The sequence below is a fragment of the Mycobacterium sp. genome (genome assembly GCF_044223235.1).
In the GTDB taxonomy this organism is placed as follows: Bacteria; Actinomycetota; Actinomycetes; order Mycobacteriales; family Mycobacteriaceae; genus Mycobacterium.
This window is the reverse complement of record NZ_JBGAME010000016.1, coordinates 57,138-72,030: the sequence shown is the minus strand read 5'-3', so window position 1 is coordinate 72,030 and position 14,893 is coordinate 57,138. Positions and strand designations below refer to the sequence as shown.

Below are 14,893 nucleotides of genomic sequence, written 5' to 3'. Positions count from 1 at the left end.
AAGCCTTGGGGGAGGTTCCGATATGCCGTTGCCGCCGGCAAGACCGAATAGCAAGGCCGAGTTGGGTTTCGACAAACGTAAGGCGGTGCAATGGTTCAGCCCGCCGAACCTGGCCAGAACCGCTGCGAAGGTCGTCCTGTCGCTGGCGCTGGGAGACTACCTCGACAAACGCGAGTTGCAGCAGTCCCTCGACGCTGATGTTCTGCGGATCGACGCCCTCGATGAGGCGGTATGGATCGACTTCGTCGCCGACACCGCCGACGGGTTCGATGCGACATACACCGTGGCCTGGTCGGTGTCTCAGCGCTGCATCAAACCCGACAACTTCGAGAACGAGCTTCCGCGTGGCGATCTGCTCGTCCTCGGCGGTGATCAGGTCTATCCGTATGCGACAGCCAAGGAGTACGAGGATCGCTTCCGCGGTCCGTACCGGGCCGCCATGCCATGGTGCGAATCACCGGCGAATCGCAGCGAGCGGTTTCACATGTTGGCGATCCCAGGAAACCACGACTGGTATGACGGGCTCACCGGCTTCATGCGGATGTTCGCTCAAGGCGGGTGGATCGGCGGGCGCAGACTCACCCAGACCCGCAGTTATTTCGCGGTAGACCTGCCCGGCCCATACTGGTTGTGGGGCATCGACATTCAAAATGGCGCGTATGTCGACGTCGCTCAAATGGACTACTTTCTACGCGCACGGCGCGATATGGCGCCAGGAGACCGCCTGATCCTGTGCACCGCCAAGCCGAGCTGGGCCGACGTAGCGGACGATCCCCACGCGTACGACAACCTTCGGTTCGTCGAGAAGGTGCTCGTGCCTGACGATGTCACCACGGTGTTGATGATCTCCGGTGACAAACACCACTATGCCCGCTACGACGCCGCCCCGGCTGATTCCCCTGGATTGCAACGAATTCGACTTACGGCGGGCGGTGGTGGCGCGTTCCTCGCGGCGACACACAAACTTGAAGAAGAAGTGCAGGTGCCCACACCACAGCCCGCGTCGGCCGCCACCCCGCTGGCGAACGAAGAACGAGAGCCTTTAGTTCTGCAGAGCCGCTACCCGGACAAGGCGACTTCGCGCGCGCTGACGCCGCGGGCATTGGCCGTAGGCTGGTTCAACCCGGTGTTCATGGTCATTCCCGCCGTGTTCCATGTGCTGCTCTTCCTCGCGAATATGGCATCGCTGCAGGACGACCCGTCACCATCCTATGGTCAGCTGTTGCTCGGCTCCCACAGTCCGGAGAGCATCGTGCTGGCATTGCTGTTGTGGGGCATGCTCGCCGCGTTCTTCGATGTGCCGAAGGGGCTGCCGGCCTCTAAGAGGTGGGCATACCGCGCAGCCATCGGCTTGATACACACGGCGGTGCACATCCTGGTCCAGGGCGGTATTGCGTGGGCAGCGCTATGGGTATGTCGCGAGCTGGGGCTCACCGACCCGGTGGCCACCGTTGCCGCCGCGACTCCCGCCGTCCTCGCGATGGGTGCTGTCATCGGGTCACTGACGTTCGGCGCATACCTGTTCATCACCTTCACGACGTTGGGCTGTCATGAGACAGAAGCCTTTTCGTCATTCAGGTGCGAGAACTACAAGAACTTTCTGCGTATGAAGGTGACCGTCGAGGGCATAACGGTGTACCCGATCGGCATCGACAAGGTCTGCCACGACTGGGATCTCGACACCGGAACGGATCCTGAGGCATCCCACCTGAAGCCGCGGACAGGCTCGATTCCCGCCCGACTGATCGACGGTCCGTTGCTGCTGCACTAGCGCCGGCCACCCGCTGTCAGCGCCCCTCGCGCGGCCGCCTCCGTCGCACCGGCGTAGCCCGCGCCGAACAACGCCACGTGCGCCAGCAGCGGGTAGAGCTGGTGTAGACCGACCCGATCCGGCCAGCCCTTTGCCAACGGGTGCACCGACTGATACCCCGCATACACCTCGGCGAGGTGCGGGCAGCCGAACAGTGCGAGCATGGCCAGATCGGTCTCGCGGTGTCCGCCGTGAGCAGCCGGGTCGATCAGCACCACACCGGCCGGTGTCCACATCACGTTGCCGCTCCACAGGTCACCGTGCAGCCGGGCCGGGCGATCGCCATTGTCACACTCGTCAAAGCCGTCGAAGTCACCTGCACCGCAACGCTCGATCACCGCGTCGACGGCCGCGCGGGCGCTCGCGCCCAACCGGGGCGCCGCACGGTGGGCCATCGGCGTCAGCCTCTCCTCGGCGTAGAACGCGCCCCAGCGATCGTGGCCGGTCAGCGACATCGGCAGCGGGTGGGTCAGCGGGCCGAAATATCCCGCACCCGTCCAGCCTTCGGGCCCGGCGCCGAAGGACGGCGCACCGGCGTCGTGTGTCACCGCCAGGCGGACACCGAAATCGCGGGCGGCGACCCGCGACGGCGCGGCGGTGTCCAGCCGTTCCAGTGTCAGCGCATGCTCTTCGACGGCCAGCACCCGTGCGCAGCGCACGCCCCCGTCGACCGCCAGCCAGCGCAGGCCCTCGGCCTCCAGCGCGAAGAAGCCCGGCGGCGCAGCGGAATTGCGCTTGACGAAGTCCATCAACACCCATTACACCGGGCAGCACCCGGTCCCGACGCCAACACCCGTTTCACGCTAACCGCTCGCGGCCGCATCGTCACGGCGCGGCGGGCCGAAGCGGAAGGCCGCCGCGCTGATCGCCACCACCACGGCGGCCAGCGCGATGACCGGCGCGACGGTGAACCGGGACATCGTCGCGCCCACCGCCGCCCCGGTGCACATCGTGAGAACCACAGATATCCGCAGCTTTTCGCGATGCCCGGTGCCGCCGGCCAGCCGACTGTCCATACCGATACCGACGATCGTCGATGTCAGCACGGTGGTGCTGAGTTCCTGGATGCCGAATTGGCGCGCCGCGGCGTTCTGGCTGCCGAACACCACCGCCAGCCCCGCGACCAGGATCAGTTTGGTGTTGTCGTGGTAGTCCAGTACCCCCGCACCGGCCAGGATCGACAAGCCGAGCAACACAAGCACTTCCGCGCCAAGCGCGATGGTCAGCCAGCGGCGTGCGTCGGCGTCGAGCAGGCGCGACAGCCGTCCCCCCAGCACGGTGCCTGCCACGAAACTGACGAATGCGACCAGCGCCGCGGTCAGATCCACGGTGGTGTGCGGGACCAGCCAGAATCCCAGGAAGATGACGTTACCGGTCATGTTGGCGACGAAGACGTGGCCGAGCACCAGCACGCCGATCGCGTCGACAAGTCCCGTCGCGAACGTCAGCAACAGCAGCGCCACGACCGTCGAGCGGTCGGTAACCGGTGACGTAACGGGCATGCCCTACGGTCTCCCCGCTACAACTGCGGCGTGAGATCCAGTTGCGTGACCGCGTTCATCCGGGTGATCAACCACGTCGCGTCCTCCCGCTGCAGGGTGAGCCGGTAGGACAGGTAGCGCAGTGAGGGAATGTTCTTCGAAACCGGGCTGGTGGACACGGAGTTCGTGTACACGATCGCCGTGGCCTCGGCCGCGCTGAGCGACTCGACCGCCGCACCCAGCACCTGCGTCGAATTGGTCACCTGCGCCTGCTTGTTCGTCTCCACGATGGCGTCGATGTACCTCCGGTACTCGGTCGCGAAGTCCCCGCCGAGGAAATGCGACGCCCGGTCGGCGAGCGTGTCCATATCGTCGGGGGTGTAGCTCCACAGGGTCGTGATCGCCTCGGCGGCCGTACGTGCGACGTCGACCTTCGTGTCCACGGCGGCACGGTCGGCCAGGTAGGGCTGCAGTGTCGCACCCGCGAACGCCCCGCCCGCGACGAACAGGACCGCCGCGGCGGCCACCGCGACCTGCAGCCGGGTGCCCGCGGGCCGGTGGGGCAGCAGCTGCGGTGCGGATGTGTCGGTTTCGCCCGCGTCCCCGTCCGGCTCGGGCGGTTCCGCATCCGATTCCGCGCCGGTGTCGACGACGGAACTCTCGTCGGCGGCGTCCTCGGCGGCTGTGCCCTCGCCGGGCACCTCCCCGAGGCTTTCATCGGCCACCTCCCCGACGCTCTCGGCGGGCACCACGCTCCGCGACGCACGGCCCGCCTTACCCATCGGAGTTCGGGGCGCCGGCGTCACATCCGCCGTCGGTGCCGCATCGTCCGTGGATTGCTGCGCTTCAGAATCATCGTGGAGGCCATCCTGGAGGTTCGATTCCGGTGACACGGCACGCCGCCGGGACAACCGGCGCAAGAATCCCCACCGGCGCCCGTTCTCGGGGGCGGTGGATTCGGTGCCGGCGGATGCTGTTTCGGCGCGCGCGTCCTCAATCGCCTCAACCGCAGGCTCAGGAGCGTCCTCGGAAACGGCCTCCCCCGCTGTTTGCGACCCGTCGTCGCTGGTCTCGGTGGTCAACCGACGCTTCAGCGGCATGCGGTGACGACGCCGCGCCGGGGCGGGCTCGGTGGTCAGATCACCTGAATCAGCTGGCTGATCTTCCACTGCTGTCCTTCCTGAACAGCCGTTGCAACCCAACGGCTTCCGCTCTCGACCGTCGACTTTCCATCGGGCGAGGCGGCGGTGGTCTTCGTCGCCACCAGCACATCGGCGCTGCCGTTGTCGTTCCACCGTTGCACACCGGCCTCCAGGACGGTGCCCGTGGTCGGCTCTGCCCGTGCGACCTGCACGACGATCTCATTCATCTTCTCGTTGAACATCTTGGCGAAATCACCGGTGCCCTGCGCCACGATGCGGTCCGCGTAGTCGTTGGCGTGGAAGGGATCCAGCGTCGTGTACGCCGTCATGAACCCGCGCACGTAACCGAGCACCGAGGCATCCTGCAGCTGGGTCCTGCGGTCGGTCTCGTGCCGAATAAGGATGAACGTGCTCGCGGCCAGCGCCGCCGCCAACACCAACGACGCCGCACCGGCGATGACGGCGAGCCCCCAGCGCCGGGGCGGGCGCGGCGGAAGGGGGGCGTCGAAGAACTCCGACTCGTCCTCGGGGATCCTCCGGCGCGGACTCATTGGCCTGCCCCGTTCAGCCGCGGCTTGGTGAGAACGGTGAGATTGTCGACGAGCCAGCCGCCGTCGCGGCTTCTCACGAAGTCCACCCGTACGGTGGCGGTGATGAACCGCAGATCCGCGGGATCGACGCCCCGCTGGCCCTGCATGGCCATCAGCATCGTGGAGCGGTCTTTCGCCACCGAGAGCACCGCACTACTCACCGCCCAGTACTCGTTGGTTGTCGCGGCCCCCTGCTGAACCGCCTCCTGCTGGGCCGCCAGCTGCGGGCGGTAGGCGTCGGTGGCCAGCGACTGTGCCCTCGCGAAATCCTCGGGCATGGTGTCGATTCCGTAGCTGAGCATCTGCTCGACGATCCTCGGCCCCTGCACGGCGATCTCGTCGCGGGCCTGGTCCAGCGCCCTGTCCTGCCGGTACACCACCTGATAGGTCAGCCCAACCGCAGCCACGCAGGCCAGCGCCGCGGCGACCAGGACGGTGACGGTGAGCCGGCGCGCATCCCGCGCCGGCGGCGGTGCCGAATGTACCTCGGTGTCGACCAGCATGTCGGCGAACGTGCGGCCACGACGGTCCCACAGCGGCCACAACCATCCGAGGAACAGCGCCGCGGTGTCGAGCAGATGTGCCGCGTCGCGGATGAGCAGTCGGCCGATGCCGACGGGCGCACCGTCACTCCGGACCACGCGAAGCCCGAAGATCGCCCTGCCGAGGCTCCATCCCTTCGCGACGGGCAGCAGCACCCGGTTGATGGCGACGAGCACGACGGCGATGACGGCGACGGCGGTTTGCGCCCACCACAGCCATCCCCACTGCGGCGACGCCAACGCGAGCAGCGCCGTCGTCGCGACCACGGCGACGCCGGGCAGCGTGTCCACCGCGAACGCTCCCGCCCTGGCCGGCCAGGCTCCCCGCATGACCGCGGCGGTCGGCTCGTCTGTCGGCGCGTCGGGCGGCTTCACGTCGGCGTCGAGCACCGCCGTCACGACGTGACCTGATCGAGTTTGGAGATCTTGTAGGTCCCGTCTGCGGGCGCCATCTGGACCCGCAGCCGATACCCCTGCTCCTGATCGGCGATCGCCGAATTGGTGACCTTCACGCGGACGGCGACCAGCACGTCGATGGACCCGTCGGTGTTGTGTTTCTCGACGGCCGCGCGCATATCCGAGACTTGGACCCTGACGTCGGCGGCCTGGTAGGCGTCGACCAGGATCCCGCTGTACAGCGCCGCCTGCGCCCCGAACGCACCCGTCGAGCATTCCACGATCTTGGCCTGGCTCGCCGACATCGCCGCGACATCGGGCGCGTGGGTGGCCGCGATGCAGTCCTTGGCCGCCGCGACCGCCGCCGCGTCATCGCGGGCCATCACCTGGCTTTCGCCGTTGGTGCGCAACGCCAGATAGCCGGCCGTCGCCGCACCCGCCGCCAGCAGCACCAACCCGGCGCACACCGCGACGGCCCAGCCGCGGCCCAGCCGCGACGGACGTCGCTGGTCGATGTCGGTCCCGTCGTCCGCTGCGGGGAAATCTTCGCTCGCCTCGTTCAACACGGCCGCGCCGACGGACTCGTCCAGCGATTCCGCCGACGGCGCGTCTGGCATCTCGTCATGCTTCTCGTCGTGAACGGGAGCTTCGACGTCAGGAGCACACATACCATCGGGCTCAGTGGGGTTCAGCCGGCGGGTGCCAGCATCTCCTTCCATCCGTTGTCTCCTGGGTTGTTCGAATTGCTCACGGAGTACTTGACGCCGTCGGGTCCGACGACCTCACCGCTGGCCGGGTTGTAGATCGCGGTCGTCCCTGGTGCCGGAGTGTAGATGCACGGGTTGGGTTGCTGTCCACTGCACGTGACCGTGCCCTGCCCGGGGAAGGTCAACGGGTCGCTGATCGGGGCCGGGCTCGGCGGCAGCCGGTCGGCGGGAAGGGGATTCATCCCGGTGTTGACCGTCGGCGCGGGGATCACCAGGCCCGGTTCGACCGGCTGATCGCAGCGCGCCGCCGGCGCCGGGCAGTTGCGGATCTGGTTGGGGTCGCCGTACCACGGGTTGGTGCCCAGCGGCACATACGGTTCGTCGCTGCGGCACTCCCGCGGGGAGGCCGCCCGCTTACCCGGCACGTCGGCGCACGGATAGTTGCGCGCCCCCCGCACCGCGTTGCCCTGAAAGTCCTGGGGGATCTTGCAGTACAGCCCGGACTCCAGCGGCGCGGTGCTGGTGTCGGCGGGTGAGCGCCACTGCGATGCGGGCAGGAACCCCGTCAGGCAGGACGGGGGTTGTCCCAGCGCTGTGAGGGAGACATGCAGCAGGCCCTCATCGGGGAAGATGGTGCCCATCTCGAGCATCGTGGCACCCTCCGGGAGGGCCACCAGGCCCTGCTCGAGGCCCTTGTTGTAGCGCTTGAGCATGTCCGCGACGACGGCGACGTTGGCCAGGGTCTGCGGCAGCGCCTCGCGCACCCCGCTGAACACCGCGTTGAGCTGGTCGGCGGTGGGGGCGGCCTGCTGCAGTCCGCTGCGCAGCGCCCGGTCCTGTTCGGCGGCTTGGGCGGCCAGGGTGTTCAGGTTGCGTGACCAGCGTTCGATCGCATCGCCGGAGTTGACCTGGCTGTCCAGGATGGGGGCGGCGTTGGCGATGATGTCGTTGACGGGGTCGATGTTGTCCCTGAACCCCTGCGCGATGTTGGTACTCGAATCGACCAGCCGCTGCAGCGCGGGCCCCAGACCACCGACCGCCTGCGACGTCTCGGTCAGCAGCGCATCGATCTTCTCCTTCGGCAACACCGCGAAGCCACGCTCGGCCTGATCGAGCGCGGGTCCGATCTCGCTGGGGATGGTGCCCGCGGCCACCGGCTGGCCGTCGCCGAGGTACTGACCCGACTCGCCCGTGGCCACCAGGTCCAGGTACTGCTCACCGATCGCCGACACCGAGTGCACATCGGCCCTGGCGTCGGCGGGAATCCGGAAGCCGCTGTCGATGCTCATCGTCACCCGCGCACCCGTCGCCGTCGGTTCCACCGCGGTGACCTTGCCGATGGTGGTGCCCCGATAGGTGACGTTGGCCGAGGCGTACAGCCCGCCCGACCGCGGCAGATCGGCGTGCAGCGTGTACTGCCCCACCCCGGCCAGGCTCGGCACCCGCAGGTAGTACACCAACAACGTCGCCAGCGCGATCAACGTCAAGACCGTGAACAGAGCCAACTGCGCCTTGACGAAGCGGGTGAGCATCACCTTCGGATCACTGCTTACTCACCCCTTTCGATCAGGGGGCCGTTCGGCGCATCGGCCGGGTTCGGCGTATAGCGGATGTCCGGGATCATCGTGTTCGGGTCGCGGCCCCAGGCCTGTTCGAGCGCGCGCAGCATGCCCGAAACGCCCGTCCCCGAGAGGAATCCGTTGTCGATCGCACTGAATGTCAGGTCGACCATGAACGAGACGTTGATGTAGTCGCCCCGAACCACCTTGGGAATGTTGTCGATCGCGTACGGGGCGGTGAGCATGATCTTCAGCGCGCCGAGCAGGAACGGTGACGCCCGGCCGAGCTGCTTGAGCGGGCGCTGCAGGTTCTGCAGGTTGGCGTGCAGGTCGCCACTGGACTGACCGAGGTAGGTGTCTGTGGCGGCGCTGATGCGGCCGAGCGCCACCACGGCGTCGGCGAACAGGTCCCTGGTGTCGGCGAAATGCTGGATCAGCGGGGGGAACTCGGTCAGTACCCGGTCCAGGGTGTCGTTGCGGTTCGCCACGATGGTCAACAGCCGATTGGTGGAGTCGATCGCCCGGGTGATGTCCTCGCGCTGCTGATTGAGCTCGTCGGTGAAGGTGTCCAGCCGATTGAGGAATTCGCGGATCTGGTCGGCCCGACCGGTCAGGACATTGTTGAGCTCGGTCTGGATCACCTCGAGGTTCGGGATTCCGCCCCCGCGCAGGATGGTGGCGACGCTGGCCAGCACCCGCTCGGTGGTCGGGAAAGCCGACGAGTTCTGCAGAGGGATGGTGTCGCCGTCCCGCAGCGGCTCCGGCGACGGGTCGGGCGGCAGGTCGAGCTGAACATGCTGGGAACCCAGCAGGCTGGTCTGGCCGATCTTGGCGAGGGTGTTGGTAGGCAGCGTGATCCCGCGTTCGATGTCCAGGGTCAGCGTCGCCACCCAGTTCTTCAGCTCGATCGAGCGCACGCTGCCGACGTAGACGTCGGCGACCCGGACCCTGCTGTTGACGTTGAGCGCCAGCGTGTCCGGCATCTGCACGTAGATCGTCATGCTGCCGGGTCCGCTGCCGGGACCGACCGGGAGTGGCACATTGGCGATGCCGCGCCACGACCCGCAGGACGTCAGCACGACCGCCGCGACCAACAATGCGATGCCGCGGAACGCGATCCGGCGTGCCCGGCGGACACTTCTCATGCAGGCGTTCGTCACGGTGTCGCTCCTGCCTCGGCGGGAAGCGGCGGACCTGCGGGAGCCGGTGCGGCGGGAGCCGCGGGAACAGGCACTCCAGGGGGCGGGACCGTCGGCGCGACCGGCGCCGGCGGCGCGTCCGCCCTGAGTGGATCGCCGGGGATCACACCGGGCGCCGGTGCCGGCGGCGGACCTGGCTGCGGATACCACGGCGGCGGCAACGGGTTTCGCTCGTCGTAAGAGTTGGGCGGGGCGCCGCCGCGGATACCCGGTGTCGGCGGCGCCGGGTCGGGTCCGCCCAGCAACGCGGCCAGGGAGTCCGGGGTGAGCATGTTGGCGGTGAACGGCTGCACGTCGACGCCCTGCATACCTGGCGCGACCTGCCAGCCCGGCTCATGGTTGCCGTGCGAGAACAATGTGTCACGCGCCCAGATCCCGGGCACGGTGGTGTCCTTGTAACCCGGCGGAGGCTGCAGCCTCGGCTCGGAGTAGGCGATCTGCTTGGGTAGCGTCATCGCGGTGCTGACCTGGTTCAAGCCGAACGGCAGGTAGTTGAACTTCATCGCGTCGAGGATGGGTGCGAGGTACTGCGCACACAGCTCCGCCGAATCCTGGTAGCCCAGCCTGCTGCCGGCCTGGATCGCGCTGCACAGGAACTGCATCGGGTTGGCGAAGCTCGTGATGACCGGCACCGTGACGATGCCGCCCGCGTTCATCGATGAGATGTTGAGCAGGTTCGCCGCGAGGTTGGGGAACACATGCAGGCCGGTCTCCAGGCCGTCCAGCGGCTCGGGCTGCAGTGCCGCGTTGGTGACCTCGGCGAGGTTGTCGATGTCGTGCGTGAGCACCTCGCTGTTCTTGTCGAGGAACCCGCGGGTGGTCGACAACAGCTGCTCGAGATCCTGCAAGGCGTTGGCCAACTCCCGGTCGGTGTTCGTGAAGGAGTTGGTGAACTGGGCCAGATCGTTGTTGAGCGCGACGAATTGCTGATCGCTGCGGTACAGCGCATTCACGAACAGCGCGAGGCTCTTCACCACGGCGAAGAAGTCGCCCCGGCCCTCGTTGAGCGTCGTCAGCGCATCGGACAAGCCGTTGAGCGTCCGGTTGATCTCCTGTCCCTTACCCGCCAGACCGTCGGCGAACGATTCGATCACCTCGCCGAACGGGCCGGTCGGCTGCTCCTGGGTGGGCCCCAGGTCGGTCAGGATCCGGTCGATCTGATCGCGGAAGTCGTCGTACTCCACGGGGACCTGCGTGCGATCGACCGGGATGACGGCGCCGTCCTCCATCACCGGTCCGCCCGTGTATGGCGGTGAGAGCTGGATGGTGCGCGACGCGACCAGGCTCGGGTTGAGGATCGACGCCGCCGCGTTGGCGGGCACCTTGTACTTCGACTCGTAGTGGAACGTCACCCGCATCTTGTCGCCGTCGGGTTCGATCTTGTCGATCGACCCCACCCGAACTCCCATGATCTGGACCTTGTCACCGGGATAGAGCGCCAGGGTCTGCGGGAAGTAGGCCACGACGGTATTCGTCGTCACCTTCTTGTAGAGCTGCCAGCCCGCGAACGCCGCGACCAGCGCGGCGATCGCGACGAGCGTCCCGATCACCACCGCGGCCCGGGACATCTTCGGCCACTTCATGTTTCGCACATCGAAAATCGTCGACATCGGGCGGCCCTATCCTTGCGACCCGGGCGGGAGGAATGGCGGATTACCGGGCAGGGGCGGCGTGCCCGCCGGTGGCAGCTGCGGGCCCGGCCCCGGTGGCGGCGGGACGCTGTCGGGCGGGACGAAGGGTACGGTCGGGGCGATCGCCGGCGTGAACTCGGCGGGCGGGCCGGGAGCGGGGCCGACGGGCACGGTGCGCGCCCCCGGCGGTCCTGGTGCCAGCGGCACCGGCTGACCGGGCACCGCGGGCGACGGCGCGCCGGGAAGCGCCGCGGCGGGAATTCCGGGTCCGGCGGGTGGGGCATCCGGGTTGGGCGCCGACGTCGCGACATCCGGCGGACCGTAGTTGGCGCCGAACGGGTTGTCGCCGAACGGGCCGACGCTCAGGTGTGCACACGGCAGCGGGTTGTCGGGCCGGGGCAGGCCGTCAGCCGGTGGCGTGTAGGAGCACGGCGTCCCGGCGGGCACCGCGGGCCCGGGATGCTCCGGGGTCCCTTCCAGCGGCGTCGGAGCCGGTGGCGGTGCGCCGTTGGGCAAGCGCTGCCCGTTGGGGTCGGGGAACCGGAACGCGGGCAGGCCCGCGCTGCGCCAGAAGTCCTCGGGGTCGATGCCCCGTTCCTTGAAGGCGGCGTCGACGAAGGGCTGCAGGATCCAGTACGGCAGCAGGTTGACCACCAGCACCTTGAAGTACGGCCCGGACGCGAGACCCTCGGCCAGCGCCCCGGTGAATTTGGCCAGCGCGGTCAACGTGTCCACCACGTCGTACTTCCGCGCGACCAGCACGTCGCTGATCGTGCGCAACTGCTCGAGCACCTTGTTGAGGTTCGGGTTGTCGTCGATGAAGCCCCGCACCTGGTCGGAGAACGTCGAAATTCGTTCCAGCAGAGCGCTGATCGCACGGCCCCGGTCGTTGACGGCGGCCAGCAGGGTCTGGGCGTTGACCAGCAGCTGGTTGACCTGTTCACTGCGGTCGCCCAGAACGCCCGCGATCTTGTTGGCGTTGGCCAGCAGATCCCTGATCTGCTGGTCACGCTTGCCGATGGTGTCGGAGAACCGGGCGACACCGTCGAGCGCGGCGCTCAGGTGCGGCGACGTCTGGTCGATGGTCTCCGACAGCACGTTCAGCGACTGCTTCACCGACTGGGTGTCCCAGCCCGACGCCGCCTTGGTCACATCGAAGAACGCGTCATAGATCTGATAGGGCGTGGTGGTCTGGCCGAGCGGCAGCACCCCGCTGGCCCCCAACGGGTCCTCGCCGCGCGGCTCGATCTCCATGTTCTTGCGGCCCAGAATGGTGTCGGTGCGAATCGCCGCCCGACTCTCGCTGCCGATGCGCGTGCCGCCCAGCGTGAAGCCGATCAGCACCCTGTCACCCTCGATCTCCGTCGAGCGCACCTGGCCGACGTCCACGCCCGCGATGCGCACCTTGTCGCCCGGGCTCAGGCCGGCGGTGTCATTGAACTGCGCGTAGAACGTCGGCTGGGCGAACAACATCGGCACGCTGGCGAAGCTCTGGCCCACCCCGACTACCAACGCCAGCAGGATGATTCCCATGAGCCCGAGGCGGGCGCGGTTCGATCCCTCCAGTGACCTCATTGCGGCGTGCACCTACCCGAGGGCTGCGACCAGATCTTCACCGTGCGCACCGGGCCACCCGGCTGCAAGCCGTTGAGCTTCAGCGACAGATCGCAGAAGTAGAAGTTGAAGAAGTCGCCGTAGATGCCCCCGCTGCGGCCGATGATCTTCAACGCGTTGGGGAAGTCGATGAGGAACTGGTTCAACTCTTCACGCTGGTCGACCAGTGGCTGCTGGACGCCATCGAGGTAGTTGACGGTGTCCCGCAGCAGCGGGCGGTTGTCGGCGAGCAGGTCGGCGACGGTGCCCGCCGCGTTGCTGATGTCGGCGGTGGCGTCGGCGATCGGATCGGCGCGGTTCTTCAGGCTGGTCACCAGCACCTCGAAGTTCTGCAGCGTCTCGTCGAACTGCTCCTGATGGCGGACGGTGGTGTCCAGCACGGTGTTGAGGTTGCGGATCACCTCGCCGATGGCCTGATCCCGGTCCGCCAGCGTGGAGGTGAGCTGGGCGGTCTGGTCCAGGATGTCGCTGATGGTGCCGCCCTGCCCCTGGAACACCGTGATCAGCGATTGAGCGATGTTGTTGACCTTGTCGGGGTCGAGCGCACGGAACAGCGGGCGGAACCCGCCCACCAACGCGTCCAGGTCGAGCGCGGGTTCGGTCCGTTCGATCGGGATGGTTCCACCGGCGGCCAGCCTGCGGTCGCTGTCGCCACGCTTGAGTTCCAGGTAGCGATCGCCGATGAGGTTGAGGTACCGGATCGACGCGGTGGTCTCGTCGAACAACGGCAGCGATTGATCGACGTTGAAATCCACCCGAACCCTGGAACCACCGTCGATCAGCTCGACATCGGAGACCTTGCCGACCTCGACCCCCGAGGCCCGGACGAACTGTCCGGCGCGCAGGCCGCTGGCATTGGAGAAGATGGCCGAATACCCGGTGGTCCGGTCGAAGCGCATCTGGCCGAACACCACGATGATGATCGCGGTGAACAGCAACAGCACCAGCGCGAAGGCGCCGAGCTTGATCGCGGTTCCGGTGATTTTCATGGGTTGATCGTGTTCTCCCCGATCTGGCGGCCCCACACGTATTCGATAGCGATCGGCTGACCGAGTTCGAGGTGGTTGTACGGCGCGATCGACGCACCGGTGTCCATGACGAGGTACGGGGCGGGCCACAGGTCACGGGTGACGGTCTGCCAGCAGCCGGGCCTGCCACCGGGGCCGCCGCTGGCGTTGACCCGGGGCAGATTGTCCGGATACACGTACGGGTTGCCGGCGCCGACGATCTGGGTGTGGGTCTGCAGGGAGTAGCCGTTGCCGCCCAGCGAGGCGGCCACCTTCGGTCCGACCTCGTGGTAGTGCTTGATGGTGCAGTACAGCGCGGGGCTGTACTCGTCCAGCAACGCCGACGTGGGCAGCAGGTCCTTCAACCCGCGGACGAGGTAGGGCCCGCCGCGCTCGAAGATCTCACCGCCGTTGTTGCCGAAACCGACCGAGGCCATCAGCGCCTGATCCAGGTTTCCCCGCTGGTCGTTCAGTGTGCGCGCGGTGGTCACCGCGTTCTGCAACCCGTCGAACAAATCCGGTGCCGCGTCGGCGTACACCTCGCCAAGATCCGCCAACCGCTGTGTGTCATAACGGATTTGCGGCATCTGGGGGTTGATGTCGGCCAGGATGTCATTGCCGTCGATCAGCGACTGACCGAACCGCTCGCCCAGCCCGTCGAGGGCCTGCGCGGTGGCGGTCAGCGTCTGGTTCAGCTTGACGGGATCGACCTGCTGCGCGACGTCGACCACCGTCTCGAACAGCGTGTTGAATTCGGTGGTGACGCTGGTGACGTCGATCACCTGGCCCGGCCTGATCGGCTCGGGCTGCGGGTTGGCCGGCGAGGAGAACGCCACATACTTGCTTCCGAATACCGTGGTGGCCTTGAGATCGGCTTCCACATTGGCCGGAATGAGGTGCAGGAACTTGGGGTCGACGTCGAGGGTGATCTTCGCCTTGGGCTCACCGCCGACGTCGACGGCCTCGATGCCCTTGACCTTGCCGATCTCCACGCCGTTGAAGGTCACCTTCGAACCGGGGTCCATCGCCAGGCCGGCACGCGACGACAGCAACGTCAAAGGTTCACGTTTGTCCCACGGCACGTCGCCGCGGAACTGGAAACCGACCAGGGCCGCCACCAGCGCGCCGATCAGGAGAAGCACCAGCCCCGCCAGCTTGTACGGCGGCGTTCTGGACTCGTTGGGCGGCAGCTGAACCTGGTCGGGGGCGGTCATC

13 protein-coding genes are annotated in these 14,893 nt (G+C 67.5%); 1 reads left to right on the top strand and 12 read right to left on the bottom strand.

The features are described from left to right. Positions 1–22 precede the first annotated feature (22 nt). Complete coding sequence (locus ADBZ6K_RS18235) at positions 23–1,771, top strand: hypothetical protein (RefSeq protein ID WP_526349208.1); 1,749 nt, start codon at positions 23–25, stop codon at positions 1,769–1,771. Here ADBZ6K_RS18235 and ADBZ6K_RS18230 read toward each other — a convergent pair. From ADBZ6K_RS18230 to ADBZ6K_RS18175, 12 genes are all read right to left on the bottom strand, one after another. Continuing rightward, positions 1,768–2,562, bottom strand: coding sequence for a fructosamine kinase family protein (locus ADBZ6K_RS18230; protein ID WP_526349280.1), 795 nt, complete (start codon positions 2,560–2,562; stop codon positions 1,768–1,770). The genes ADBZ6K_RS18235 and ADBZ6K_RS18230 overlap by 4 nt on opposite strands. A gap of 51 nt (positions 2,563–2,613) precedes the next feature. Next, positions 2,614–3,312, bottom strand: coding sequence for a YoaK family protein (locus ADBZ6K_RS18225; protein ID WP_526349206.1), 699 nt, complete (start codon positions 3,310–3,312; stop codon positions 2,614–2,616). Between the two features lie 17 nt (positions 3,313–3,329). After that, positions 3,330–4,289, bottom strand: a complete 960-nt coding sequence (locus ADBZ6K_RS18220) for a mammalian cell entry protein (protein ID WP_526349278.1) — start codon at positions 4,287–4,289, stop codon at positions 3,330–3,332. Positions 4,290–4,426: 137 nt separating this feature from the next. Next, a complete protein-coding gene (locus ADBZ6K_RS18215) occupies positions 4,427–4,984 on the bottom strand; it encodes an Rv1363c family protein (RefSeq protein ID WP_526349204.1) in 558 nt (185 codons plus the stop codon). Further along, a complete protein-coding gene (locus ADBZ6K_RS18210) occupies positions 4,981–5,964 on the bottom strand; it encodes an RDD family protein (protein ID WP_526349202.1) in 984 nt (327 codons plus the stop codon). The genes ADBZ6K_RS18215 and ADBZ6K_RS18210 overlap by 4 nt, the downstream gene beginning before the upstream one ends. Beyond that, positions 5,961–6,680 (bottom strand): Rv1363c family protein, encoded by a 720-nt coding sequence (locus ADBZ6K_RS18205; protein WP_526349200.1) that lies wholly within the window; start codon positions 6,678–6,680, stop codon positions 5,961–5,963. The genes ADBZ6K_RS18210 and ADBZ6K_RS18205 overlap by 4 nt, the downstream gene beginning before the upstream one ends. After that, complete coding sequence (locus tag ADBZ6K_RS18200) at positions 6,650–8,200, bottom strand: MCE family protein (RefSeq protein WP_526349198.1); 1,551 nt, start codon at positions 8,198–8,200, stop codon at positions 6,650–6,652. The genes ADBZ6K_RS18205 and ADBZ6K_RS18200 overlap by 31 nt, the downstream gene beginning before the upstream one ends. A gap of 17 nt (positions 8,201–8,217) precedes the next feature. Beyond that, positions 8,218–9,372 carry a virulence factor Mce family protein gene (locus tag ADBZ6K_RS18195; protein ID WP_526349196.1) on the bottom strand — a complete coding sequence of 385 codons (1,155 nt, stop codon included), beginning with the start codon at positions 9,370–9,372 and terminating at the stop codon, positions 8,218–8,220. An 11-nt stretch (positions 9,373–9,383) separates the two neighbouring features. Next, on the bottom strand, positions 9,384–11,036 hold the full coding sequence (locus ADBZ6K_RS18190) for a virulence factor Mce family protein (protein ID WP_526349194.1): 1,653 nt from the start codon (positions 11,034–11,036) through the stop codon (positions 9,384–9,386). A 9-nt stretch (positions 11,037–11,045) separates the two neighbouring features. Continuing rightward, a complete protein-coding gene (locus tag ADBZ6K_RS18185; protein ID WP_526349192.1) occupies positions 11,046–12,632 on the bottom strand; it encodes a virulence factor Mce family protein in 1,587 nt (528 codons plus the stop codon). Next, a complete protein-coding gene (locus ADBZ6K_RS18180; protein WP_526349190.1) occupies positions 12,629–13,660 on the bottom strand; it encodes a virulence factor Mce family protein in 1,032 nt (343 codons plus the stop codon). Before ADBZ6K_RS18180 ends, ADBZ6K_RS18185 begins: the two co-directional genes overlap by 4 nt. Next, complete coding sequence (locus ADBZ6K_RS18175; protein ID WP_526349188.1) at positions 13,657–14,892, bottom strand: MCE family protein; 1,236 nt, start codon at positions 14,890–14,892, stop codon at positions 13,657–13,659. The genes ADBZ6K_RS18180 and ADBZ6K_RS18175 overlap by 4 nt, the downstream gene beginning before the upstream one ends. Between the last annotated feature and the right edge of the window lies 1 nt (position 14,893).

What these genes read in the sequence shown, in the direction of transcription:
- ADBZ6K_RS18205 (WP_526349200.1), bottom strand. Translation starts at nt 6,680, where the DNA reads ATGGAAGGAGATGCTGGCACCCGCCGGCTGAACCCCACTGAGCCCGAT.
- ADBZ6K_RS18175 (WP_526349188.1), bottom strand. Translation starts at nt 14,892, where the DNA reads ATGACCGCCCCCGACCAGGTTCAGCTGCCGCCCAACGAGTCCAGAACG.
- ADBZ6K_RS18225 (WP_526349206.1), bottom strand. Translation starts at nt 3,312, where the DNA reads ATGCCCGTTACGTCACCGGTTACCGACCGCTCGACGGTCGTGGCGCTG.
- ADBZ6K_RS18200 (WP_526349198.1), bottom strand. Translation starts at nt 8,200, where the DNA reads ATGCTCACCCGCTTCGTCAAGGCGCAGTTGGCTCTGTTCACGGTCTTG.
- ADBZ6K_RS18185 (WP_526349192.1), bottom strand. Translation starts at nt 12,632, where the DNA reads ATGAGGTCACTGGAGGGATCGAACCGCGCCCGCCTCGGGCTCATGGGA.
- ADBZ6K_RS18190 (WP_526349194.1), bottom strand. Translation starts at nt 11,036, where the DNA reads ATGTCGACGATTTTCGATGTGCGAAACATGAAGTGGCCGAAGATGTCC.
- ADBZ6K_RS18235 (WP_526349208.1), top strand. Translation starts at nt 23, where the DNA reads ATGCCGTTGCCGCCGGCAAGACCGAATAGCAAGGCCGAGTTGGGTTTC.
- ADBZ6K_RS18195 (WP_526349196.1), bottom strand. Translation starts at nt 9,372, where the DNA reads ATGAGAAGTGTCCGCCGGGCACGCCGGATCGCGTTCCGCGGCATCGCA.
- ADBZ6K_RS18215 (WP_526349204.1), bottom strand. Translation starts at nt 4,984, where the DNA reads ATGAGTCCGCGCCGGAGGATCCCCGAGGACGAGTCGGAGTTCTTCGAC.
- ADBZ6K_RS18180 (WP_526349190.1), bottom strand. Translation starts at nt 13,660, where the DNA reads ATGAAAATCACCGGAACCGCGATCAAGCTCGGCGCCTTCGCGCTGGTG.